Genomic DNA, 25,633 nt, shown 5'->3' on the forward strand with positions numbered 1-25,633 from the left:
AGTTCTGCTTTGAGAGTTCTGCTTTGAGAGTTCTGCTTTGAGAGTTCTGCTTTGAGAGTTCTGCTTTGAGAGTTCTGATTTGAGAGTTCTGATTTGAGAGTTCTGATTTGAGAGTTCTGATTTGAATGAAGTAAAATGTTTCACGTGAAACATTTTTATTGATTCCAGAATTTGAGAATTCCAGTTGACACGTTCCAGTTTGAACTTGAAACCTGAAACTTCAAAACTTGAAACAAAATATAAAGTTCCACGTGGAACAAGGAAGAAATAAATTTAATTCTAGAAACCACGTTAGCGGTTTTTGGAGAATAATAAACAAAATGTTTTTAGAAGAATACGATGTTATTGTGGTTGGTGCAGGCCATGCTGGTTCTGAAGCTGCGGCTGCGGCTGCAAATTTGGGATCGAAAACTTTATTGGTTACAATGAGTTTGCAAAACATAGCACAGATGTCTTGTAATCCTGCGATGGGTGGAATTGCAAAAGGACAGATCGTTCGTGAAATTGATGCGCTTGGTGGTTATTCAGGAATCGTTTCAGATAAAACTGCGATCCAGTTCAAGATGTTGAACAAATCAAAAGGACCTGCAATGTGGTCGCCAAGAGTTCAAAGTGATAGAATGCGTTTTGCAGAAGAATGGAGAATGATGTTGGAGGCAACTCCAAATCTTGATTTTTATCAAGAGATGGTAAAAGGGTTAATTATTGAAGATGGAAAAATAAAAGGAATTAGAACTTCACTAGGAGTGGAGATTCGTTCCAAATCTGTGATTTTGACAAATGGTACTTTTTTGAACGGTTTAATTCATATTGGAGAAAAACAATTCGGAGGAGGAAGAGCAGGAGAAAGTGCCGCAACCGGAATTACCGAAGATTTGATCAAAGTAGGTTTTGAAGCTGGAAGAATGAAAACAGGAACGCCACCTCGAGTAGATGGGCGTTCTTTAGATTATTCTAAAATGAATGAAGAAAAAGGAGATGCGAAGCCAGCTAAGTTTTCTTATTCAGATGTTACCGCTCCGTTAACGCATCAGCGTTCTTGTTATATGACATACACTTCGTTGAATGTTCATGATATTTTGAGAGAAGGATTTGATCGTTCTCCAATGTTCAACGGAAGAATCAAAAGTTTAGGACCAAGATACTGTCCGTCGATTGAAGATAAAATAAATCGTTTTGCAGATAAAGAGCGTCACCAATTATTTGTTGAGCCAGAAGGATGGAATACTTGCGAAGTTTACGTAAACGGATTTTCGACTTCGCTTCCAGAAGATATTCAATTTAAAGCGCTTCGTTCTGTGGCAGGTTTTGAAAATGTAAAATTCTTTAGACCTGGTTATGCTATCGAATATGATTTCTTTCCGCCAACGCAATTGAAACATACTTTAGAAACGAAACTAGTTGAAGGATTATATTTCGCAGGACAGATTAACGGAACGACAGGTTATGAAGAAGCAGCTTCGCAAGGCTTAATGGCTGGAATCAATGCGCATTTAAAAGTGCACGAAAAAGATCCATTGATTTTAAAACGTGATGAAGCATACATCGGAGTTCTAATTGACGACTTAATTACAAAAGGAACAGAAGAACCATATCGTATGTTTACATCGAGAGCAGAATATAGAACATTGTTGCGTCAAGATAATGCCGATTTCAGATTGACTCCAATGTCATACGAAATTGGTTTAGCTTCTGAAGATCGTTTACGAAGAATGGAAAAGAAACTAAACGAATCTGAAAAGATGGTTCAATTCTTCAAAGAAACAAGTGTTACGATTGCCGAAACAAATCCGATTTTGGAAGCTAAAGAATCAGCTCCAATTTCTCAAGGAGATAAAATGTTCAAAATTTTCTCTCGCCCGCAAATTGAATTGGAAGATATGTTGAAATTTGAAAAGGTTTCAGCTTATATTAAAGAAAATGATTTGGATGAAGAAATTGTAGAGCAGGCAGTAATTCAAGTTAAATATTCTGGTTATATCGAAAAAGAAAGAAATAATGCAGATAAATTGAATCGTTTGGAAGAAGTAAAAATTCCAGACAATTTCGATTATAATAAAATTAAATCAATGTCTATTGAAGCAAAACAGAAATTAAGCAAGATTCGTCCTGTCACCATTTCGCAAGCTTCAAGAATCAGCGGAGTATCACCAAGTGATATTTCCGTGCTTTTGATTTATATGGGAAGGTAAATAATTTTAGATTTTAGATTGCTGATTTCAGATAATTGTAATATTTTCAAAATGACTTGTTCCACGTGAAACTATTTTTCGGTTTTTTATTTTCAGAATCCATTATAAATCTAAAGTCAGAAATCTAAAATTGATGCTGTTCCACGTGAAACCTTTTGAAGATTTTAGTGAAAGAGTATTTGATAAAAGCAACTTTACAGCTGTGCTGAATTATGAAAAGTGAAAAGAATTCTACAGAAGAATTAAAAATAAAAAAGACAAAAAAATCCTAAAAGCGATATAATTTCGTTTTTAGGATTTGCTATAAATTAAACCCAATATCTATAAATTTAAAAAATGAACGTTTTAAATAAAAAACACTTTCTTACGGTAAAAGACCATTCTGTTTCTAAAGAAATTTTTGATTTGTATTATGATGAAGAATTAGATATGCTAATTACTTCTCCACAGCCCGAACTTCAAAATTTGGGTAGATATTACGAAAGCGAAGATTATATTTCGCATACCGACAACAAACGTTCGTTATTTGAAAAAGCATATCACTTTGTAAAAAATATTGCGCTTAAGAATAAATTGAATTTAATTAATAGCCAACAACCACAAAAAGGAAAACTTTTAGATATTGGAGCTGGAACTGGAGATTTCCTCTTGACAGCAAAAAATGACGGTTGGGAAACAATTGGAGTAGAGCCGAGCGATCGTGCTAAAAACATTGCTAAAGAAAAGGGAATTTCATTTGTAGAAGAAATAAGCACTTTAGAAAATCATTCTCTAGATGTAATTACTATGTGGCACGTTTTAGAACACGTTCCAGATTTAGAACTTCAGATCCAAGAATTGAAGCGTTTATTAAAACCAACTGGAACATTAATTATTGCGGTTCCGAACTACAAATCGTTTGATGCAAACCATTATCAAACTTTTTGGGCTGCTTATGATGTGCCAATTCATTTTTGGCATTTTTCAAAAAAATCAATTCAATTGCTTTTTGAAAGAGTAGATATGAAATTGGAAAAAGTTCTTCCAATGAAGTTCGATTCGTTTTACGTAAGCCTTTTGTCTGAAAAATACAAAACAGGAAAGATGAATTATGTTAAAGCTTTTTTCATTGGTTTAAAATCAAATTGGAAAGCGAAGAACTCAAAAGAATATTCATCGCATATTTATATTTTAAAAAATAAATAACACAAAAAATTCAGGGAGCCATTTTGCCGTTAAAGGACAGAGTGGCTTTTTCTGGTTGATATAAAAAAAGCAAAAAAGCATCTAAAATAGTGCGATAGCGTTGATTTATGGTGATATTTTTTTCGATAAATAAAAACAATATCATAAATTTTACGCATTTTTTAAACTTTATGTTGATGCTATTGATTTTTTTATATTTTTGTCTTCAATACTTAAAAAAATAGAATTAAAAAAAATGAAAAAAGCATTAGTTATTATCGCACTTTCAGTTTTCGCAGTTTCTTGTAACAAAACAGCAGAGGTAAAGGAAGTAAAAACAGCTTACGTGGATACTTCGGTTTTGATGAAAGAATACACTGAGGCAAAAGATTTAGAGGCAAAGTACAAAGCTCAAGCGGAAGAAAAAGGTAGACAATTACAAGCTGAGATTTCACGTTTTAAACAAGACGCTGCTAATTTTCAAAGCCAGGCACAAGCAAACGGTCAAGCTTGGGCACAGCAAAGAGGAGCTGAATTGCAAAAGAGAGAGCAGCAATTAGGTTATGCACAACAAGCATTAGCACAACAATTACAACAAGAAAGTGGTGTGGAAATGGATTCTCTTGTTAGTGGAGTTAAAAAATTCATTAAAGACTACGGAAAGAAAAACGGTTACTCTTACATCTACGGAACAGGAGATGCTGCTACAATTTTGTATGCTGAAGAGAAATACGATATTACAAAAGAAATTATCAAAGCTTTAAATGATAAATACAAAGCAGAGCCAAAAACAGATGCAAAACCAGCAGCTGAAACAAAAGAAGGCGAAGCTAAAAAATAAAACTACCAAACTAACTAAATTACTGAAAACCTAAATCCACTGCGATTTAGGTTTTTTCTTTTTATAAAAATGCGGTAATTTTATTTTTTAATACAAGCCCAATGCAGAACGTTTCAGAAGCGGCAGCTTATACTTTGCAATTCATTAATCAGACCCAGAAATCTATTTTCCTTACGGGAAAAGCAGGTACTGGAAAAACTACGCTTTTACGCGAAATTATAGCAACAACGCATAAAAATACAGTTGTCGTTGCGCCAACCGGAATCGCTGCTTTGAATGCGGGTGGGGTAACCATTCACTCCATGTTTCAACTTCCGTTTTCTGCGTTTATTCCATCGTATGATGTAAGCGCGCAATTTACAGAAACAGTAAAATTTGAAAACAAAGAATCGCTTCGCCGCCATTTCAAAATGAATAACGTCAAGCGAAATGTAATCAAAAACATGGAGCTTCTTGTGATTGATGAAGTGAGTATGATGCGCGCCGATTTGTTGGACGCGGTCGATTTCATGATGCAGACCGTTCGAAGAAACACCCATCCGTTTGGCGGAGTTCAAGTCTTGTTTATTGGAGACTTGCTGCAATTGCCGCCAGTGATTCGCGATGAAGAATGGCGAACACTGAAAAACTACTACCGTGGGAAATTCTTTTTCCATTCTCATGTTCTCCAAACGTATCCGCCGATTTATATCGAATTGTCAAAAATTTACCGCCAGACCGATGATGCTTTTATCTCGGTTTTGAACAATTTGAGAAATAACCAGATCACTCCCGAGGACATAACTATTCTAAATCAGTATGTTAAGCCCGATTTTGACTTCAAAGAGAACAAGGGTTATATCACGCTCACAACCCATAATGCGAAGGCTGATTCTATCAACTCACAGTCAATCAATGATTTAGATGGTAAAGAATACATATATACGCCATTTGTGGTGGGAGATTTCCCAGAAAAGATATTTCCTGTTGAAGAAGAATTGAAATTGAAAGTGGGTGCGCAAATCATGTTCGTCAAAAATGACTTGTCTTTTGAAAAGAGATACTTCAACGGAAAGATGGGTGTAATCAAATCGCTTTCAGACGAAGAAATCTTTGTTCACTTTCCAGAAGAGAACATGACACTCGAAGTGGAGAAGTACGAATGGAAAAATATCCGCTACAAAGTCAACGAACAAACCAAAGATATCGAAGAAGAGGTTTTAGGAACTTTTGCGCATTACCCAATCAAGCTAGCATGGGCAATTACGGTGCACAAAAGCCAAGGTTTAACTTTTGACAAAGCAGCGCTTGATGTATCGCAAGTTTTTCTTCCTGGGCAGGCCTATGTAGCACTTTCGCGTTTGCGTTCGTTAGACGGTCTTATTTTGCTTTCTCCGATGCAGATGAATGGTATTTCGAACGACCAAGATGTGATGGATTACGCTTTGAACCGAGCAACAGAAGAAACTTTAGCGAAAGCGCTTCACTTCGAAACCAAAAATTTTATCCACAACTATTTGATAAACAGTTTTAATTGGGGAGAATTGGCGCAAGAATGGCGAAATCATCGTTTCAGTTATAACGAAAATGCAGCAGGTTCCGAAAAAACAAAACATGCGGTTTGGGCACATAAACGCATGGAAATTATGGAGCAGCTTTTAGATCCTTCGCAGAAATTCATTTCGCAACTCAATAAAATCTTCATAAAAGAAACGGTCGATTTGTTTTTTGTGAAAGAAAGGGTAGATGCGGCGTACGATTATTTTTTCAAGCCAATGGACAAATTAGTCGATGATCTGATTTACAAAATGGCTGAAATTCAAAAATTTAAAAAAGTAAAAGAATTCTACGAAGAGCTTAACTTTTTGGAAGATCTGCAGACCAAAGCGGTTTTGAGATTGATGAAAGCCAAGTTATTGATCGAAGTGGTTGTGGCCGGCGAAGAAATCAGTAAAGAAAAGTTAACATCGCCAAATATTAAAAATTACAAAACGAACAAAGCAGAAAGGATTCGAGAAGAGCTGAAAACGACAAATACGGACATTTTTAGAACAGAAGAACCCGTTGTTCGATACAAATCAACTAAGACGGAGAAAAGTGAGCTTAAAACGGCTAAAAAAACGACAGTCGAAGAAACGTATGATTTGTGGATGGATAAAAATTCGGTTGAAGATATTGCGAGAATGCGTAAATTAAATGTTCAAACGATCGAAGGCCATTTGATAAGACTTATTCAGTCGAAGAAAATCGAAATTACTGATGTTCTTCCGTATGATAAAATTTTGGCTTTGCGAGAAGCTTTTCAGTTTTATCAAGAAGAATCTTTGAGTCCTTTGAAAGAAAAATATGGAGATGAATTTACTTGGGATGAACTAAAAATGTTCAAAGCGAGCATCAATTAATTTTTTGAACGTCCCACGTGAAACACGGTTTTCTGTTTTTCAAAAATCTAATTTCTAACGCATTAAATTTTTTTGACATGAAAACATTTAAAATATTGCTAACAATTCTGGTGTTTAATTCTTCATTTTTGATTGCCCAGGATTTGAAACCAGAATATCAAAAGTTCATTTCGAAATTTATTCTCGAAGTGAAAAATAGCGATAAAGAAGCAATTGCAAAACGTATTAAATTTCCCTTTAAGCGAGATTATCCAATTCCTTCGGTTAAGGATAACGCAGATTTCGTGAAAAGATATAACCAAATTTTTGATAAGGTTTTAATTGAAAAAATAACAAAATCGGATCCAGCAAAAGATTGGTCAGAAGTGGGATGGCGCGGAATTATGCTAAATCGTGGAGACATGTGGATCGATATTGATGGAAGAATTATCAGCATTAATAATCAATCGGAGGAAGAATTGAAATTGAAAAATTCATTAATCGCAAAGCAGAAAAAAAGCGTAAATTCTTCACTTTCAAATTTTAAAGAACCTGTTGCAGTTCTTGAAACCTCTAAGTTCAGAATTAGAATCGATGATTTAGGAAATGATAATTATCGCTATGCTTCTTGGTCGATCAAACAGCAAATGACTGAAAATCCAGATCTTGTAATCGAAAAAGGAGTTTTTGTTGCAGACGGAACGGGAGGAAACCATTACTTCGATTTTAAAAAAGGCAATTTCAAATACCGATGCTATTTTATTGTTTTGGGAGAAAAAGATTCTCCGCCAGCAATATTGACCGTTTATCAGTCTGGAAAAGAAATCCTATCTCAAGACGCCAAAATTGTTTCACGATAAACATTAGAAAGAAGCTATTTTAAAAAGATATTTAATCTCCACATAGAATTATATGCTGAACCTCAGAGAGGTTAAATATTTATAGAATCAAATAAAACAAATGAAAAAAGCTCCAGCGGAGCGACATAACTATTATAAAATTATGTCGCTCCGCTGGAGCTTTTATATCGTAGATATTTATTCTTAGCTATAAATATTTTGCTTCTCCGAAGCTTAAAAAAGAAAGTGTTCTTTGTATTAAAACGATATTTAAATATTTGAGATTATTTTTTCCAATTCTTTTTCTTGAGAAATTTGAGTAAGCTTCAATTTCTGAATAGTAACTTCATTCTCTTTGGTTTTAATTTTTTGCTTTTGAATTTCTTCGTCAGAAACTGATGTAGTTGAGATTTTGTTTTCGATTTTCTGATTAGCGATTTCCAACTTTTCAATTTTATCTCTAGTCGATTTTAGCTGGTTTTCAGCCTTTGCAAGAGTGTTCTTTTTGGTTTCCAATTCCTTCTGTTCTTTTTTGAGTACAGCAATTTTGTCATCAAGCTTTTTATAATTTTCTTTAAGAACTTGCTGTGTTTGAGCTTCGTTCTTCTTTATTTGATTTTCTTGATCAGAATTGTTTTGTTGTGCAAAAATGGACTGAGAGGCGAGTAGCAATAAAAAAGCAAAGGTTTTAAAAATTATCTTCATGATTGTATTAAATTTATGAAGACGAATTTATTTGAATAGAGTTTAAGAAGTGTCCATTCAAAGATTTTAAAACAATAGAATAAGGCAAAAAAAATCCTGCTCTTTCGAACAGGATTAAAAGTATTTTATAGATTTTCGACCAGAATCCAAGCTTGTGGATTTTCGCCTTTTTGTATTTCTTTTTGAGCTTGTTCAGCTTCTTTCATTGTAGCATAACTTCCGTACAAAACAGGAAATAAACCGTGTTTGTTTTCTTTTAGCATTCTAGCTTTGAAACCATCTTTAATCAATTGGTTATAAGCTTTTCTAGCATTTTGTTCACTTCTAAAAGCACCGGCCATAATGTGGTAAGGCATTGTGGTTTCGACAGTTTCAACAGCAGTAGAATCTACAGAAAGAGTTACAGCCGGAAGTGGACTTTTGATAAAGAAAGTGGCTTCTTGAATTTTGTTTTGCACTTTTTTCTGAACTGCTTGTTCTACAACAAGTGTTTGGTTATCAATTTGATTTTGGTATAATGGATAACCAATGCTTCCTGTAATTCCTAGTCCTAAAACCAGAATTGCAGCATATCGCAAGAACGGATTCGAAGATTTGGTTTCTTCTTCATTTTCGTATATTAAAACAGCATCTTTTTCTTTTGCTGCAATTTTTTCGATTTTTTTCTCGAATGCCTCTTTTTTCACCATTGGAGAAACAAAAGGACTCAGTCCAAAAGAAGCAGCTAAATAGTTGGTCTGATCGTTTGGCTTGAAAACAATATTGCTTTCAGAATTTAAACGTAGCTCTCCAATATTTTTTAAAAGAATTACGCCATCTTCTTCTAATGCTTTTTTCCAATTCAAAATTTCAAAAGCAATTGCGCTAACAGCAAAACCATAGGATGTTTTTTCTGCTTGAGCAATATGATTTGCCAATAATCCGTCATTATTTTTGATACGGCTGTTGAAAGAAATGGTTTTTTTTGGTGGAAAAAACGAATTAGTGCTTTCATTTAGCTGAGCCGAATGAGTTTCTGTTAAAAATGCACCAAACCCTGGAACCGTTACACACTGATAACGATACAATAACTGTGAGATATATACTTCGATTTTCATAGTAACAAAGTTAGACAACGCGTATAGTTATCAAAATTTTATTCACAATTTTTATTAACAATTAAGAATTATTTTTAGACAATTCGTTTTCAATTAATTAAGTGGTAGGTTTTTCTTATTTAAAAAGCATCACGAGAATTATTTTTAAAATTTATTAAGAAATTACTTTGTTTTATAGATATTTGCGCCTCATAAAAAGTAGATTTATTTTTTCTATTTTACATAATGTTAAAAACAATGAACGATCAGGAATTATTTAATTTACTTGCCTTATTAAAGGTTGATGGAGTGGGAGATATAATGGGCAAAAAGTTGCTTAATTCTTTTGGCGATGCTTCGGCTATTTTTAAAGCTAAAAGTTCGCAATTAGCAGCGGTTGATGGAATTGGAAGTGTTTTATTGAAAAATCTGAAAGATAAAAGTGTTTTTGAGAAGGCAGATAAAGAACTTTCGTTTATTAAAAACAACAATATTCAGATTTCTTTTTTTCAGGACGAAAACTACCCAGAACGGCTTAAGCATTGCATTGATGCACCAATTCTGATTTTTACCGCTGGAAATCTGGATTTCAAAAACAAAAAAATAATTAGCATTGTTGGTACGCGTCAGATTACTTCTTATGGAACCGATTTCTGTAAAAAATTGATAGAAGATATTGCTCCTCTTGATCCTGTAATTGTAAGCGGATTTGCTTATGGAGTTGACATCGTGGCGCATCAGGCAGCAATGGATTTTAATTTGCAAACTGTTGGCGTTCTAGCTCATGGCTTAAATCAAATTTACCCGAGAACTCATAAAAAGTACATGGCCAGAATGGAAGAGAAGGGCGGATTCATAACCGAGTTTTGGAGTGATTCGAATCCGGATAAAGAAAAATTTGTTCGCCGAAATCGTATTGTTGCTGGGATGACTGAAGCTACAATCGTGATAGAATCTGCTGACAAAGGCGGATCTCTAATAACGGCAAATATGGCTAATGATTACAATCGCGATGTTTTTGCGGTACCAGGTAGAGTGACAGACAAGTATAGCCAGGGCTGTAATAATTTGATTAAAACTCAGAAAGCAAATGTGTTAACAAGTGCCGCAGATTTGATTTATATGTTGAATTGGGATATTAAAGAAAATCCAAAAACGATTCAGAAACAGCTTTTTGTAGAATTAGAACCTGTAGAACAAAAGGTTTATGATTTTCTCCAGAAAAACGGAAAGGAATTATTGGACATCATTGCAATTGAATGTGAGATTCCAATTTTCAAACTGTCAGGAATTTTGATTGGTATGGAATTAAAAGGCGTTATAAGACCACTTCCTGGAAAACTTTTTGAGTCAATTTAACGCAGAAAATCCTATATACTATTTTCTTGTAAAGTGTTTGTACAATCGATATAAAATGTAAATCAGCAATAAGCCAAAAACGATATTTAGAATTTGAAATACATACGGCGGAACATTGTAATCTTCAATACTTATTCATCTTTTTTATTTTTAAGAGGTTAATATACTTGAAGTTACAAAAAATAATTGAAATGGATATTAAAAGAAAAACGCTGACCAATTTTAAAATGATCAGCGTTTCTTTAAAAACATTTTTTAGATGGAATTATTTTCCAAATCCTAAAACCTCTCTAACCTTTGCCAAAACACCATCGGCAATAACCGAAGCTTTTGCAGCGCCTTTTTTCAACAAAGCGTCAACTTCTTCAAGGTTGTTGATGTAGTAATTATATTTTTCTCTTTCTGTTTTAAATTTCTCTGTAATCAATTCAAACAAAGCTTGTTTCGCGTGACCGTAACCGTAATTTCCGCCTAAATAGTTTGCTCTCATTTGGGCAGTTTGTTCTTCGTTTGCTAGCAAAGAATAGATCGCAAATGCATTACAGGTATCTGGATTTTTTGGAGCTTCAAGCGGAGTCGAATCAGTTTCAATACTCATTACTTGTTTGCGTAATGTTTTGTCATCCAAGAAAATATTGATGATATTGTTTGCAGATTTACTCATTTTTCCTCCGTTAGTTCCAGGAATCAGCATAATGTTTTCCTCAATTTTAGCTTCAGGAAGAACAAAAGTTTCACCCATTTGGTGATTGAAACGAGCCGCAACATCACGAGTAATTTCTAAATGCTGCAACTGATCTTTTCCAACAGGAACAAATTCAGCATCATACAATAAAATATCGGCAGCCATTAGCATCGGATATGTGAAAAGTCCAGCGTTAACATCGTCTAAACGATCTGCTTTATCTTTGAAAGAGTGTGCTAATGTCAATCTTTGAAATGGAAAAAAACAGCTCAAATACCAAGTCAATTCTGTAGTTTGAACCACATCTGATTGTCTGTAAAAAGTAACTTTGTCAGGATTTAAACCACACGCAAGCCAAGCCGCAGCTGTGCTATAGGTGTTTTCTCTTAAAGTTTTTCCGTCTTTAATCTGAGTGATGGAATGCAAATCGGCAATAAACAAATAAGATTCATTTGCTGGATCGTTTGATAATTCGATTGCCGGAATAATTGCTCCTAATAAATTTCCTAAATGCGGTGTTCCTGTACTTTGAACACCAGTAAGTATTTTTGCCATTCTAGTTTTTTCTTAGATGCAAAGTTCGTGAAGTTTTTTATAACCGCAAAGCACACAAAGATTTTACGCAAAGCACGCAAAGATTTTTTACTATGTTTTTTCCTAGATTTAAATGTTCTGCCACAGATTAAAAAGATTTTCGCAGATTTTTTAAAATCCATTTAATCATTTAAATCTGTGGCTACGAACTTGCGGCCTTTGCGTAAAATCTTTGTGTGCTTTGCGGTAGAAAAGATGTTACACTTAGAAAAAATCTTGTTTAAAATTCATTTCGGTTTTCTTACTTTTGAAGCTATGAAAATATTTAAAATTGCTTTTTGGATTCTTTGGAGAGTTTGGTTTTACGTTTTGATGGCCATTCCAATACTCATTATGTTACCTTTTCTGGTAGTTTCTATCCTTTCTGAGAAAGGATATCCATATTTCTTTAAAATGGCCCGCATTTGGGCTAAATTTATCCTTTTCGGAATGGGTTTCTTTTATACCGTAAAACGCGAACAGAAGCTCATTAAAGGCAAAAGTTACATGATAGTGGCCAATCATACCTCTATGACCGATATTATGCTTACGTTGGCTTTAATTAAAAATCCGTTTGTTTTTGTTGGGAAGAAAGAGCTGGTAAAGATTCCGCTTTTTGGATTTTTCTATAAAAGAACTTGTATTCTAGTTGACAGAAGTTCGTCTAAAAGTAAAAATGAAGTTTTTAAAAGAGCTCAAAATAGATTAAATCAAGGTTTAAGTATTTGCATTTTCCCAGAGGGTGGAGTTCCAGATGACGAAAGTATTTTGCTGGATGAGTTTAAAGACGGCGCATTCAGATTGGCGATCGATCATCAGATTCCGATTGTGCCTATTGTTTATCCAGATAATAAAGAGCGTTTTTCATATACTTTTTTGAGTGGAAGTCCAGGAAAAATGCGAGCTAGAATTTTACCTTTCGTAGAAACAAAAGGATTGACAAGCGACAACAGAAAAGAATTAAGAGATCAAGTTAGAAACATGATTTATAATGGTTTAATGGATTATCAAAAGGAATAACCATAAAAACATTATGTAAAATACAAAAGCCGGTAGATTTAATTATCTACCGGCTTTTCTTTGAATTAAAAACCCCCTATTTTTATTCAAAAGTTATTATCTGTGAATTATCTTTTCTGAAATAAAACGCAATACTTTTTTAAATCTTAATTTGGTTTTTCTTCGGTTTTTACTGTACAACAATTCCATTTTTTCTTTCATGGTTAAAAATATTAATGGTTGATAATAAAGAGTTTAGTTAATAACTCAAGTTAATGTCACATTATTATAGATGTAGAAAAATTAAAAAGGTTGCGTCAAAATTTAAAAAATTTGATAAAACCCGTTAGATGAAGATGCCAACGGGTTTTTAATCAAATAACCAACCAACGTAAATTCTAAAAAAAACTCGAAATTGATATATGGCAGTACCAATTATAAACTGCTTTTTTATAGAGATGGATGTTTTGTAAAAAGGTTGCGTGAAAATTTCATATTTATTTCAAAATAAAAAAAGCCGAGTAATTTTTACATCACTCGGCTTTTTAAAAGCGTCTTTTTTCGACTTATTTTTTAGGCATTTGCCAATTCTTTTATGTGTTCTTTAATTTTAATTTCCAGTTCTTCAGCAAGTTCTGGATTATCTTTAATTAAAGTTTTAACAGCATCACGACCTTGACCTAATTTTGTATCGCCGTAGCTAAACCAAGATCCTGCTTTTTTAACGATATCAAATTCAACTGCTAAGTCTAAGATTTCACCCGTTTTAGAAACACCTTCTCCGTACATGATGTCGAATTCGGCAGTTTTAAATGGTGGTGCCACTTTGTTTTTAACGATTTTTACTTTAGTTCTGTTTCCTATTACGTTTTCACCATCTTTAATTTGAGCAGAACGGCGAATATCTAAACGAACAGATGCGTAAAATTTAAGTGCGTTACCTCCAGTTGTAGTTTCTGGATTTCCGAACATAACACCAATTTTTTCACGAAGCTGGTTGATAAAGAAAACAGTACAATTTGTTTTACTGATAGTTCCAGTAAGTTTTCTCAATGCTTGAGACATCAAACGTGCGTGAAGACCCATTTTAGAATCTCCCATTTCGCCTTCAATTTCACTTTTTGGAGTTAAAGCCGCCACAGAGTCAATTACAACAATGTCTATAGCTCCAGAACGAATAAGGTTTTCGGCAATTTCTAAAGCCTGCTCTCCATTGTCTGGTTGAGAAATGATTAAGTTCTCGATATCAACATTTAATTTCTCAGCATAATTTCTATCAAATGCGTGCTCGGCATCGATAAAGGCAGCAATACCACCTGCTTTTTGAGCTTCTGCAATCGCGTGAAGCGTCAAAGTTGTTTTTCCAGAAGATTCTGGACCATATATTTCGATAATTCTTCCTTTAGGATATCCGTTTACTCCAAGAGCTAAGTCAACACCTAGTGAGCCAGAAGAAATCGTTTCTACTTCTACAATGGCTCTATCGCCCATTTTCATTACGGTTCCTTTTCCGTAGGTTTTGTCAAGTTTGTCAAGCGTTAATTGTAGTGCTTTTAATTTGGCTTCTTTCTCTGAACTCATTTTTTTCTAATATCTAAATTATTGTTTTGTCTTTCTGGATAAAAATAAGAAAATTCTTCCGTAATCTTATTGATCTGTTTTATAATTTGTAAAATTACTTCTTTTTTTGAAGTTTGATTGTTCCAAATTGTCACAAAATCGTTCTATAAAAATAAAGCCTTTAATTCTGTAGCATCAGAAGGTTTTATTTTGCCAGCAAGCAATAAACTCAATTGTTTGCGACGTAGCGCTGCATCAAATCGCTGAATTTCTAGCTCGGTTTCTGGAATAATTGCTGGAACTTCAACAGGTCTTCCAGTATCGTCAACAGCAACAAAGGTGTAAATTGCTTCGTTGGCTTTGGTTCTGTTTCCAGATTCGCGGTCTTCTACCCATACGTCAATAAAAACTTCCATCGAACTTTTGAATGATCTTGAAACTTTTGCCTCTACGGTTACAACGCTTCCAAGCGAAATTGCTCTGTTGAAAGCAACGTGATTTACAGAAGCCGTTACTACAATTCGGCGCGAATGCCTGCGGGCTGCAATACTTGCGGCGCGATCCATTCTGGCTAATAATTCACCACCAAAAAGATTGTTTAAAGGATTTGTTTCGCTCGGTAAAACTAAATCAGTTAAAATAGTTAGGGATTCTGAAGGATGTTTTGGATTCATTTTTTTAAATAAAATTTGTTTTAACGCCTATAATAAAAAGGCTTTTTTTGCCACAGATTTCACAGATTAAAATGATTAAAAAAATCTGTGAGAATCTGTGAAATCTGTGGCATATTTTAGTTCAACCAATAAACAGCCATAACGGCTGGAATAAAATATATAACAATGGTTCTCGCACCATCGTAATCTTTTGCAAGTCTCTGTCCGAAAAGCATCATTAACAAACAGATGCATGAAAATATAGCTCCGTAAAACCCAAATTCTCTGCCATTATTTGTAAATAATTGTATTCCCCCAACAACACATAAAATTCCAGAAATTAATTCCAAAATTAGTAAATGTAAAAGAGCCAGCGGAACCTGATTTTTTAATGGTGTTTTGGCAAAGTGTTCTTTAAGCCAAGCCACATTATCTTTCCAATAAAAAATTTTTTCGTAACCCGATTGTAAAAAAGTTAAAGCTAGAAAAGCTAAAAGTAAAATTGAGGCAACATTGTTCATTATGAATTATTTTTTATGAATTAAACGAGTCAATTTGATGGATAAATCGGTAAGGATTATTTTTGCATTTCCATTTCTTTCAATATGATATAGTGCATCTGAAAGTTCTTTGAATATTTCGTGTATGTTATTTCCGTTTACGAAAGGAGCGAAATTTTCTAATTTGAATTTATCGACTTTCGGCTCTATATAAACCAAACTTGGCGTCTGATAATTTAGCATTAGAGCTTGTCTAAACATTTCGATACAATACTGAATAAATTTTTTCTGACTCTCGCGTCCCAACGTTGCAATTTGCTCACTCCAAGAAATTAAATCTTGAATGGCCGCAGCATTTCCTTTTGCTCTAAAAGCAGCACGAACCCAATTTACAAACCATTGTTCGAACGGAAGATCATCATCATCTTCTTTTAACAAATGCAATGCTTTGCTAAAATTGCCTTGTGCCTGATGTGCAATTTTTTTGGCTAAGCCGGCATCTATATTTTCTTGGGCAATTAAAGCATCGGCAATAACTTTTTCTGGCAGTCCGTTAAAATGAATTACTTGGCAGCGAGAACGTATGGTTTGGATAATATCTTCTTCATTTTCAGAAATCAGAATAAACATGGTTTTTTCTGAAGGTTCTTCCAGAAGTTTTAGAAGTTTATTGGAAGCGGCGATATTCATTTTATCGGCCATCCAGATAATCATGATTTTGTATCCGCCTTCATAGGATTTTAGCGAAAGCGATTTTAAAACTTCTTGTGCATCTTCAACACGAATTTCTCCTTGTTTGTTTTGTACACCCAGAATTTTATACCAATCGAACAAACCTCCGTAAGGCATTTCTTGAATGAAACTACGCCAATCTTGAATAAAATCTAAACTCTTAGGTTTTGTTTTTACATCTTCGGTTGTAACGGTTGGATAAATAAAATGGAGATCGGGATGAGAGATGTTGTCAAACTTTAGATTACAAGAATCGTTTCCGTTTGAATTTTCGTCGCCGGTATTGCTACACAAAATATATTGAGCATAAGCAATGGCAGTTATTAATGTGCCACTTCCTTCTGGACCAACGAATAATTGTGCATGAGGAATTCTACCAGAAGCAGCACTTTTTATCAAGTGGCTTTTGATGTAATCTTGACCTAAAATTTGAGAAAATTGCATTGCGCAAAGATAGAAGAAAATGTGTAGTCAAAAATTTTAGAGATAAGATTATTTAGCAGTTCACAATTTTCAATTTCGGTGCCGAAGCGAGGAGATGATTTTTATAATTTTCGGATCACTTTCGACAGAATTTTGTTAATAAATATCTTCAAGTGAGTAAATATCAAGATGTTTTTGTTAATATTTTTTTTCGAAATTCGACAAACGTAGGTTTTTTTTGGCTATTTATAGAGTTAATTTTTTATTTTTTATAGATAATCTCTTACGATTTTTTAATTAACATTTTTAACAAAAAGCCCGTTAAAACGCACATTTTCTCGACATAAGACTGGTTTTTAAGGTTTTTTTAAGGAAATTTTTTGAAAAAAAAATTCATTAGAGTTGTAATTTAAGTTAATTTCTATATTTTTGTTTTTATCAACAACCAATTATAAAATAAGAATCTATGAAAGGGAAAATTATTCTATTTAGTGCTTTTTTTATCTTAACTACTGCAGCTGTTTCAGCACAAGCTAAAAACGCACCGAGAAGTATTATTAGTACAACTGCTCTTATCCGAAAATACCATGATCAAAAAGAATTAAGTGGTATGCAAAAGGGTGAACTTTTGGAATTATACATCGAGCGTATCAAAGTATTAGTTAAAACTCTCCCTTACATTGCTTTGGTTACTAAACCTGGAGTTACTATGGCCGACCTTGGTATTCCAGACGATAGTGAACACAAAAAAGTTTTGGATGCTCAAGCAGTTGGTACAACAACATTTTTGGATACAACTGTAGAATTCCAAAGAAAAATGATGCCTTACTCTGATAAAGGAAATCTAATCGCGGCAATCTTGTTCTACGAAAGTACATTGAAATCATTACACGAGTTCAACGATTTGAACGAAATGTAATAAAGCATTTTTTTTGAAATTTTTTTCTGGAAAGTCTCAGTAAAATATTGCTTTGACATTCTTCGAAAACAAAATAAAAAAAACTCATTCTCGAGGGTTCTGTAAAATTCCAGAAAACTTGAGAGGAGTTTTTGTATTTGCGCATACCCAAATTTATTATTAACCGTAATACCCCCCTTATCATGAAAAAAATTACTCAATTGATCTGCGTTCTTTTGACAGTTACGAGTATGAGTGCTCAACAAGAGAAAGGAATTATGGGCTACACTAATTGGTTAAACAATTGGACCGAGTTTAAGCCTAATAAAGTTGACTATGGAGAAGCAAACCAAATTTTAGCAGGAAATATTTCTGTTAATACTAAATTGCTAAAAAGAAATATCTACGTTCTACAAGGAAACGTTTATGTTACAAACAATGCTGTTTTAACTATCGAACCTGGAACTGTAATTATTGGTGATTTCGAAACAAAAGGAACATTGGTAGTTACAAAAGGTGCACAATTAGTGGCTGATGGTTTAGAAACAGATCCAATTGTATTTACTTCAAACCGCAGCATGAAAAAAGCTGGAGATTGGGGTGGAATTGTAATCCTTGGAGATGCACCAATTAACAAATTCGGAAATGTTGGTTCTTATAACCTAGACTTAGATCCTACAATGACTACTTACGGTGGTGATAATGTAGCTTCAAACTCTGGAGTTTTAAGATTCGTTAGAATCGAGTTTGCTGGTAAAAAAGTAAAAGGTTTAGATACTTTCAACGGATTGACTCTTGCAGCTGTTGGAAACAAAACTGTTCTTGAAAACATTATGGTAAGTTACGCTGGAGGAGATTCTTTCGGGATCTTAGGTGGTGACTTAAATGCTACAAAATTCGTATCTTATAAATCAGTTAACGACGACTTTAAATTTTCTCAAGGAGTTCAATGTCGTTTCTTCAACTCTTTAGCAGTTAGATCTTCTTACTTCTCAAGTACTAAAGACGGATCTCGTTGTATGGAGGTTAAATCTTATGAGAAGAAAAGTGAAACAGACTTCACTAAAAAACAAACTTTAGTTGTTGCTAGTAATATTACAATGGTTAACGACAGCGAAAACATTAAAGCTGACATTCAAGCAGGTTTAGTAAAAGAGGCTGTTTATGTAGCAGAGAATGCTTCTCTTGAAATGAAAAGAAGTGTAATCTCTGGATTTAACCCTGCTGTATTATTAGATAGCAAAACAGAAATCAATGATGCCAACCTTAAAAAAATCAAATTTGAGGAAATGTACTTCAACTTATGTAATGGAAACATCTTTACAGAGTACAATTCTAACAATGAAGATCTAGAAAGCTGGTATGGAAACAGTGTTTTCTTTAATGTAATGTCACAAAGTGACAACAAAGAAACATTCATTGATATGTTCAATCCAAAAAAACCAGATTTTAGATTACAATTAGGAAAAATCACAGCTTCTAGCGGTAATAGATAAATAGTTTCGATTTTTATTTCCCACGCGTAAATTTTATTAATTAAGTCCCCAGACACAATTTATGTATCGTCTAAAGGGCCTAAATAAAGATCAAAACATAATGGTATCTACGAAAAAATATTTTTTATATATAATATTTTTGGTTTCGCCTATTTCGTTAACTCTATATGCACAGAATACAGCAGAACAACCTACAAAGGCTGCTGGTTCTGAGCACAGTTTAACTTTGGCTTGTAATAACCAAAAGAACAGTAATAATAGTGCTGTTATTGAAAACAGCAATTTTAATCAGTTTATAGTAGGGATGTCCAACCCCAAGGACAGCCTTACTATAGCGGCTGAGTCAAATACATTATCTAACGATTGTGAAGAGAATTCTACACTTGCGGCTACTTCAGTTCTTGCAAAAGAAGTGATTGAAAACTACAAGTACGATTTCTCAGAAACATTCATAGATATCTTGTTTTTTGAGCGTATAGATCTAGCAAGAACACGCACTATATGATTCAAAAAATTACTTTATCTTTTTTTAAAGTTTTAATATTATTTAGCATTTTACTATTTGCTAGATCGAATGCCTATGCCCAAACTATAGCGCCTCAAACCTTTGATGGGTTAGAAAAACTTTGTGCTGGTAATTCGTTCAACGAGTTTTATGCTTCTTTTAGTTATATAGATTTTCCCGCAGGTACTACCTTCGTAGTGGAGCTTTCAGACGCTGCGGGAAATTTTACTACCCCTGTTGCCACAACTTTGCTTCAAACGGTTGATGTTTCTGCAACTCAAAAAACAATTAAATATGCAGTGCCTACAAATTTAGTTGGTTCTGATACCTATAGTCTTAGAGTAAAAAGTTCAACAGGCGTTACGAGTTCAAGATTTAGAAATTCTTTAGGAAATACTGCATTTCCTGCATACTTCAAACCATACGAATCATCTTTCTTTATCAATGGTAAGACTGATACAGCGATGTTATGCGCTGGTGGTAGTTTAACCCTTTCTGTTAGTGCAGAGACTCCTTCTCCAATCAATATTTCTAATATTAAATACAAATGGTACAAAGACGATGTTCTTATTGCAGGACAATCTTCTAAAGATATCGTTATTAATAGTACTGGGAAATATTATGCAGAGATCGATTATGGTCAATGCTCTGATGTTAACTTTAGTTCTAATCGTGTTAATGTTGTTTCTTCTTCTAGTGGATCTAACGTGACAATTAATTCAAGTTTAGGAAACCCGTTTTGTGCTAGTGGAACAGGTACTATTTTAACTGCAACTTCTGGAAACAGCTATGCTTGGAAAAAGGATGGAGTCTTGATAGCTGGTGCCACTAACCGTACTTACTCTACAAACGAATCTGGAGTGTATTCTGTTGAAGTCGATTTTGGCGGATGTAAAGCAACTGGAACTATCGATTTGAAAAGCAATAGTTTCGACGCAAGTATTGATGCTGAGGATGGATATAAATTAAGCGAAGGAGAAACAGTAACAGTTACGATTACTACAGATGCGGCAGACGCAACTTACGAATGGTATTTAAACGATAACTTAATTCCTAACGAAACAACAAGATCTTATGTTGTAGCTGTTAAAGGTAATTATAAAGCTAAGGTTTCTTTGGCATCTGGATGTGTTTCTAGCAAAGAATTTACATTTAAGATAAATGGCGATTCAGGTCCATCAAGTGTTATTCCAAACATTATCAAATTAAGTGGTATGAATCCGTACTGGAATATTCCAGACGAATATAAAAATGCAAATACAAAGGTAATGATCATTAGTTCAAACGGAGATATGGTTTTGGATGTAGTGAATTACCAAGGCGATTGGCCTCAAAACAATGTAGATTTTAAGAATGTAAATCCCGTTTATTACTATGTCATTCAATCCGACACAGGTGAAAAAAAAGGATCAATAACTGTTATAAAATAATATGAAGAAACTTTTACTATTCATCACGTTATTTTACGCTTTATCTAATGTACTCTATTCTCAAAACGCAAGTGAGGATGGAGTTGTTTCGTTTTCATTACCTATTAGAAATTCTTTGAAGTTTAATAGATATTTAATTAACCCGACATTCAGTTTTGTTAGAGAATCAAATCCATATGTAAGTTTCTATAACAAAAGGCAGTGGGTACAATTTGAGAATGCTCCGCAGACGTATTTGGCAAATTATTCTGGTCGTTTTAGAGAAAACGAAGCATTTGCAGTGGGGTTATTTCAACAAAATTACGGGCTTATGACTGTTTTTGGCGGAGTTGCCAATTTCGCTCATAACATCGTTTTAGAAGAAGATAGTAACTTGACTTTTGGTTTAAATGCAGGTATTTATCAAAGCGGACTAAATACAGGAAAAATTATATCAGATGATTCAACGATTTTAACCGGAGATTTTCCAAAAAGCACACTTTTAACTGTAAATCCTGGGATTAATTATGGTACTGCTTTTTTAGATTTCGGATTGGCTATTAACAATTTAGTACTTTATAATTTCGGATCTGGAATGGTAAAAGAAGATCCAGAAAGAGCCATTCAATTGCACGCCATGTATACTGGATATATTGACAGTTATGGCTTTTTTGATAGAAGTAAATTCTCTGGATTAGTTAGAACAGAAATTAAAAAAGATAAAACAGTTATTTCTGGTCTAGGAATGCTAGCACTTCAACAAGGAGTTTGGGCACAAGTAGGATATAACACATTATATGGAGTTTCGGCAGGACTTGGGGTTAATATTTCTCCAAGTATTGCTATAGAATACAATTACGAAAGAGGAATGGGCAATTTCTCTAATTTAGGTGGTTCTCATGAATTCGCCATTGCCTACAAATTCAAAAATAGAAATTACTATTACGGAGATGATGATGAAGGTTCGTTAATTGATCCTTCAAAACCAAAATCGGTACCAGCTAAACCAAAGTCAGAAGCAACTCAGGTTAACAGAACTGAAATTGCAGAAAAGAATAGATTAGCTGCAGAAGCAAAAGCAAAAGCAGATGCTGAAGCAAAACAAGCAAGACTAGCAGCAGCAGAAAAGGTGAGAGCCGACGCTGAAGCTGCAGCAAAAGCAAAATTAGAAGCAGACAATAAAGCTAAAGCAGATGCTGAAGCTGTTAAAATAAGATTAGCTGCAGAGGCAAAAGCAAAAGCAGATGCCGCAGCCGCAGCGAGAGCACAAACTGCAACAGCAAATAGAGCCGTTGCTACAACACAAAAAACACAAGCTCAGTTAGCTGCTGATAAAGCAAGAGCAGATGCAGAAGAGCGTAGAATAAAATTAGCTGCAGACAACAAAGCTAGAGTAGATGCAGCAGCAGCAGCGAGAGCACAAGCGGCAGCAAATAAACCAACAGCAACAGCTGCTCAAAAAACGCAAGCTCAATTGGCTGCTGACAAAGCCAAAGCTGATGCAGAGGCAATGAAACTGAAATTGGCTGCAGATGCCAAAGCGAAAGCAGATGCAGAGGCAGCAGCAAAAGCAAAAGCTGAAGCTGGAAAATCAGTTCAAGCAGAACAAAAAACAGCGGCACAATTAGCTGCTGATAAAGCTCAAGCAGATGCTGAAGCAATGAAATTGAAATTGGCTGCAGATGCCAAAGCAAAAGCAGATGCAGAAGCGGCGGCTAAAGCAAAAGCAGAAGCTGCAAAAACAGCTCCAGCGCCACAGAAAACAGCGGCACAATTGGCTGCTGATAAAGCAAGAGCAGATGCAGAAGCGGCAGCAAAAGCAAGATTAGCCGCAGCTGAAAAAGTAAAAGCAGATGCTGAGGCAGCAAGACAAGCTAGATTGGCAGCGGCAGAGAAAGCAAAAGCCGATGCTGAAGCAGCAAGATTGAAATTAATTGCAGACAATAAAGCTAAAGCAGATGCTGCCGAAGCAAAACGTAAAGCAGATGCTAAAGCAAAAGCTGAAGCTGCAGATATGCAATCAATTTTAGCAGCAGATGCTAAAGCAAAAGCAGACTCAGATGCATTACAAGCAAGATTAGCTGCAGAAGCAAAAGCAAAAGCAGCTGCAGAGGCTAAAACTAAAGTTTCTATCGATGCAGCAAATAAAGCGAAACTGGCTGCTGATCAAAAAGCAAAAGCTGCTGAAGAAGCTGCACTTAAAGAAAAATTAGCTGCAGATGCAAAAGCAAAAGCAGATGAAGAAGCAAGACAAGCACTTATTGCCGCAGAAGCAAAAGCAAAAGCTGATGCAGAAGCGCTGAAAATAAAACAAGCTGAAGATGCACGCCAAGCACAATTGGCGGCAGAAGCAAAAGCGAAGGCCGATGCTGAAGCACTTCAGGCAAAACTTGTAGCAGATGCAAAAGCGAAAGCTGATGCCGAAGCTGCTGCAAAAGCGAAATTAGAAGCTGACGCAAAAGCAAAAGCCGATGCTGAAGCTGAAAAAGTTAGATTGGCTGCAGAAGCAAAAGCACAAGCTGACGCCGAAGCAGAGAAAGCAAGATTAGCAGCTGATGCAAAAGCTAAAGCCGATATGGAAGCTTTACAAGCTAAATTAATTGCAGATGCTAGAGTGAAAGCAGATGCCGAAGCAACGGCAAAAGCAAAAGCTGAAGCTGAAGCGAAAAAATTACAAGATGAAGAAAATGCTCGTCAAGCGAAATTAGCAGCAGATGCAAAAGCGAAAGCAGATGCAGAAGCTGAAAAAGCGAGATTGGCAGCAGAGGCAAAAGCAAAGGCTGACGCCGAAGCAGAAAAAGCAAGATTAGCAGCTGAAGCAAAAGCGAAAGCCGATGCAGAAGCATTACAAGCTAAACAAGTTGCTGAAGAAAAAGCAAGAGTAGAAGAAGAAGCTCGTCAAGCAAAATTAGCCGCTGACGCAAAAGCAAAAGCGGATGCTGAAGCAGAGAAAGCAAGATTAGCAGCGGAAGCAAAAGCGAAAGCCGATGCAGAAGCATTACAAGCTAAACAAGTAGCTGAAGAAAAAGCAAGAGTAGAAGAAGAAGCTCGTCAAGCGAAATTGGCAGCAGATGCAAAAGCAAAAGCCGATATGGAAGCTCTTCAGGCAAAACTATTAGCTGATGCAAAAGTAAAAGCAGACGCAGAAGCAACGGCAAAAGCGAAAGCAGAAGCAGAAGCTAAAAAATTACAAGAAGAGGAAGAGGCACGTCAAGCGAAATTGGCTGCGGATGCAAAAGCAAAAGCCGATGCTGAAGCACTAAAAGTACAACAAGCTGCTGAGGAAAAAGCGAGAGTTGAAGAACAAGCTCGCCAAGCGAAATTAGCCGCAGATGCGAAAGCAAAAGCAGATGCTGAAGCTCTTCAAGCGAAATTAGCTGCAGATGCAAAAGCAAAAGCAGATGCTGAGGCTCTTCAAGCGAAATTAGCTGCAGATGCGAAAGCAAAAGCAGATGCTGAAGCTCTTCAAGCAAAACTAGCTGCAGATGCGAAAGCAAAAGCAGATGCTGAGGCTCTTCAAGCAAAACTAGCTGCAGATGCGAAAGCAAAAGCTGATATGGAAGCTCTTCAAGCTAAACTTCTTGCAGATGCAAAAGCAAAAGCTGATGCAGAAGCAACAGAAAAATTGAAAGCGGAAGAAGAAACTAGACTGTTAAGAGAAGAAGAAGAGCGTCAGGCAAAATTAGCGGCGGACAAAGCTAAGGCAGATGCAGCAGCGGCGGCACTAGCAGCGAAAGCGAAAGATGATACTGGAAAAAGTATTGAAAACTTGACTCAGTCTGTAGAAAGTACAAGTAAAGTACAAACAGATTTATTAGATCAGTTTAAAGCAACTGTTGCGAATAAGCAAAAAGACTTAAACGATTTAAAAGAGGAGAATGATTTAAGTGAAAAAGGTATTTATAAAGAGCCAAAACCATTCAAGAGTGTAGCGGCAGAAAACAGTCAGATTGAAGCATTAAAAGTTCAGATTGCTGATGCAAACAACAGCATGAAAAATGAAATTGCGAAGTTGACAAATCTTTATAACGAAAGAAGTAAAAAGTTCCCTAAAGATGATCCTTTGAATAAAGCTTATCTTGAAAAGATAAACGAATTGAAAGCGGCTCAGTTAAAAATGGAACGAGAAGGTGCAGCATTAATTGCCGAGTTGGAGCGTATTAAAACAGACACAGAAGTTGAGCGTAAACGTAGAATTAAACGTGCAGCTTATGAGAATGATGAAGGAAGATATGCCCAGGACGTTGCCGCTCTTAAACGAATAAAAGAGACAACAAAAGTAAGCAGCACACCACTGAAAGCAAATGATTTTGATTTTGGTGAAGAGCAGTCAAACATGCAGATTATTAAAAATATTAAAAACTCTGATAGTGGATATTACTTGATTCTTGCCGTACATAACAGTGTGCAGAAACGAGATGAGTTTTTAACGAAAGCAGTAGCTGCGGGACTTACAGATGTGAATTTCTTTTATAATGTGACAACAAGTAAATATTACATCTATTATGAAAAATACGACGGTCTACAAGAAGCGACAAAAGCTTTGGAAGCGAAAGGGAGCAAGCCATACAACGGTAGAATGGCTGTCGTAAAAATTGAGAATTAATAGAAATATATATAGATAAGTTAGTCCTTCTGAGGTTTCAGAAGGACATAAATAAAAT

Annotated in this window: 19 protein-coding genes; 12 read left to right on the top strand and 7 right to left on the bottom strand. The window is 35.0% G+C overall.

Going from position 1 to position 25,633, the window contains the following annotated elements; all coding sequences use genetic code 11:
• Positions 1-320: 320 nt before the first annotated feature.
• The 5 genes from mnmG to AC3Y25_RS23525 all read left to right on the top strand — a co-directional run bounded on the left by mnmG (position 321) and on the right by AC3Y25_RS23525 (position 7,417).
• Positions 321-2,192, top strand: coding sequence for a tRNA uridine-5-carboxymethylaminomethyl(34) synthesis enzyme MnmG (gene mnmG / locus AC3Y25_RS23505; RefSeq protein ID WP_489904452.1), 1,872 nt, complete (start codon positions 321-323; stop codon positions 2,190-2,192).
• A gap of 336 nt (positions 2,193-2,528) precedes the next feature.
• Entirely contained in the window at positions 2,529-3,377 is an 849-nt protein-coding gene (locus AC3Y25_RS23510; RefSeq protein WP_489904435.1) for a class I SAM-dependent methyltransferase, read from the top strand.
• A gap of 235 nt (positions 3,378-3,612) precedes the next feature.
• Positions 3,613-4,197 carry an OmpH/Skp family outer membrane protein gene (locus AC3Y25_RS23515; protein ID WP_095930173.1) on the top strand — a complete coding sequence of 195 codons (585 nt, stop codon included), beginning with the start codon at positions 3,613-3,615 and terminating at the stop codon, positions 4,195-4,197.
• Positions 4,198-4,298: 101 nt separating this feature from the next.
• Entirely contained in the window at positions 4,299-6,578 is a 2,280-nt protein-coding gene (locus AC3Y25_RS23520; RefSeq protein WP_489904436.1) for a helix-turn-helix domain-containing protein, read from the top strand.
• 77 nt (positions 6,579-6,655) lie between these two features.
• Complete coding sequence (locus AC3Y25_RS23525; RefSeq protein ID WP_427875676.1) at positions 6,656-7,417, top strand: hypothetical protein; 762 nt, start codon at positions 6,656-6,658, stop codon at positions 7,415-7,417.
• 249 nt (positions 7,418-7,666) lie between these two features.
• Here the strand turns inward: AC3Y25_RS23525 and AC3Y25_RS23530 are convergent, their stop codons facing one another.
• The gene (locus AC3Y25_RS23530; protein WP_489904437.1) at positions 7,667-8,101 is read right to left on the bottom strand and encodes a hypothetical protein; all 435 of its coding nucleotides are present in this window, start codon (positions 8,099-8,101) and stop codon (positions 7,667-7,669) included.
• 125 nt (positions 8,102-8,226) lie between these two features.
• Complete coding sequence (locus tag AC3Y25_RS23535; RefSeq protein WP_427875673.1) at positions 8,227-9,198, bottom strand: HU domain-containing protein; 972 nt, start codon at positions 9,196-9,198, stop codon at positions 8,227-8,229.
• Positions 9,199-9,435: 237 nt separating this feature from the next.
• Between AC3Y25_RS23535 and dprA the strand changes: the two genes are divergently transcribed.
• Positions 9,436-10,536, top strand: coding sequence for a DNA-processing protein DprA (dprA, locus tag AC3Y25_RS23540; RefSeq protein WP_489904438.1), 1,101 nt, complete (start codon positions 9,436-9,438; stop codon positions 10,534-10,536).
• A 265-nt stretch (positions 10,537-10,801) separates the two neighbouring features.
• Here dprA and trpS read toward each other — a convergent pair whose 3' ends face one another.
• Positions 10,802-11,776, bottom strand: coding sequence for a tryptophan--tRNA ligase (trpS, locus tag AC3Y25_RS23545; protein ID WP_379795107.1), 975 nt, complete (start codon positions 11,774-11,776; stop codon positions 10,802-10,804).
• A gap of 294 nt (positions 11,777-12,070) precedes the next feature.
• Here trpS and AC3Y25_RS23550 point away from each other — a divergent pair, with 294 nt between their 5' ends.
• Positions 12,071-12,814 (top strand): lysophospholipid acyltransferase family protein, encoded by a 744-nt coding sequence (locus AC3Y25_RS23550; RefSeq protein WP_489904439.1) that lies wholly within the window; start codon positions 12,071-12,073, stop codon positions 12,812-12,814.
• Positions 12,815-13,366: 552 nt separating this feature from the next.
• On the opposite strand, the gene recA is transcribed toward AC3Y25_RS23550, so the two are convergent.
• The 4 genes from recA to AC3Y25_RS23570 form a co-directional block, all read right to left on the bottom strand.
• Positions 13,367-14,374, bottom strand: coding sequence for a recombinase RecA (recA, locus tag AC3Y25_RS23555; protein ID WP_095930180.1), 1,008 nt, complete (start codon positions 14,372-14,374; stop codon positions 13,367-13,369).
• A 143-nt stretch (positions 14,375-14,517) separates the two neighbouring features.
• Positions 14,518-15,027, bottom strand: coding sequence for an acyl-CoA thioesterase (locus AC3Y25_RS23560; protein ID WP_095930181.1), 510 nt, complete (start codon positions 15,025-15,027; stop codon positions 14,518-14,520).
• Between the two features lie 116 nt (positions 15,028-15,143).
• On the bottom strand, positions 15,144-15,527 hold the full coding sequence (locus tag AC3Y25_RS23565; RefSeq protein WP_095930182.1) for a DoxX family protein: 384 nt from the start codon (positions 15,525-15,527) through the stop codon (positions 15,144-15,146).
• 6 nt (positions 15,528-15,533) lie between these two features.
• Positions 15,534-16,682, bottom strand: coding sequence for a DNA polymerase III subunit (locus AC3Y25_RS23570; protein ID WP_489904440.1), 1,149 nt, complete (start codon positions 16,680-16,682; stop codon positions 15,534-15,536).
• Between the two features lie 445 nt (positions 16,683-17,127).
• Here AC3Y25_RS23570 and AC3Y25_RS23575 point away from each other — a divergent pair, with 445 nt between their 5' ends.
• From AC3Y25_RS23575 to AC3Y25_RS23595, 5 genes are all read left to right on the top strand, one after another.
• Positions 17,128-17,580 carry a hypothetical protein gene (locus AC3Y25_RS23575; protein WP_095930184.1) on the top strand — a complete coding sequence of 151 codons (453 nt, stop codon included), beginning with the start codon at positions 17,128-17,130 and terminating at the stop codon, positions 17,578-17,580.
• A gap of 182 nt (positions 17,581-17,762) precedes the next feature.
• Positions 17,763-19,055, top strand: coding sequence for a hypothetical protein (locus AC3Y25_RS23580; protein WP_250834672.1), 1,293 nt, complete (start codon positions 17,763-17,765; stop codon positions 19,053-19,055).
• Between the two features lie 100 nt (positions 19,056-19,155).
• Complete coding sequence (locus AC3Y25_RS23585) at positions 19,156-19,560, top strand: hypothetical protein (protein ID WP_248728796.1); 405 nt, start codon at positions 19,156-19,158, stop codon at positions 19,558-19,560.
• Positions 19,557-20,990: a gliding motility protein SprC gene (sprC, locus tag AC3Y25_RS23590; protein WP_489904441.1), complete on the top strand. Its 1,434-nt coding sequence runs from the start codon at positions 19,557-19,559 to the stop codon at positions 20,988-20,990. The genes AC3Y25_RS23585 and sprC overlap by 4 nt, the downstream gene beginning before the upstream one ends.
• A 1-nt stretch (position 20,991) precedes the next feature.
• On the top strand, positions 20,992-25,575 hold the full coding sequence (locus AC3Y25_RS23595) for a PorP/SprF family type IX secretion system membrane protein (RefSeq protein ID WP_489904442.1): 4,584 nt from the start codon (positions 20,992-20,994) through the stop codon (positions 25,573-25,575).
• Positions 25,576-25,633 lie beyond the last annotated feature (58 nt).

This window comes from Flavobacterium sp. LK-23 (genome assembly GCF_058135255.1).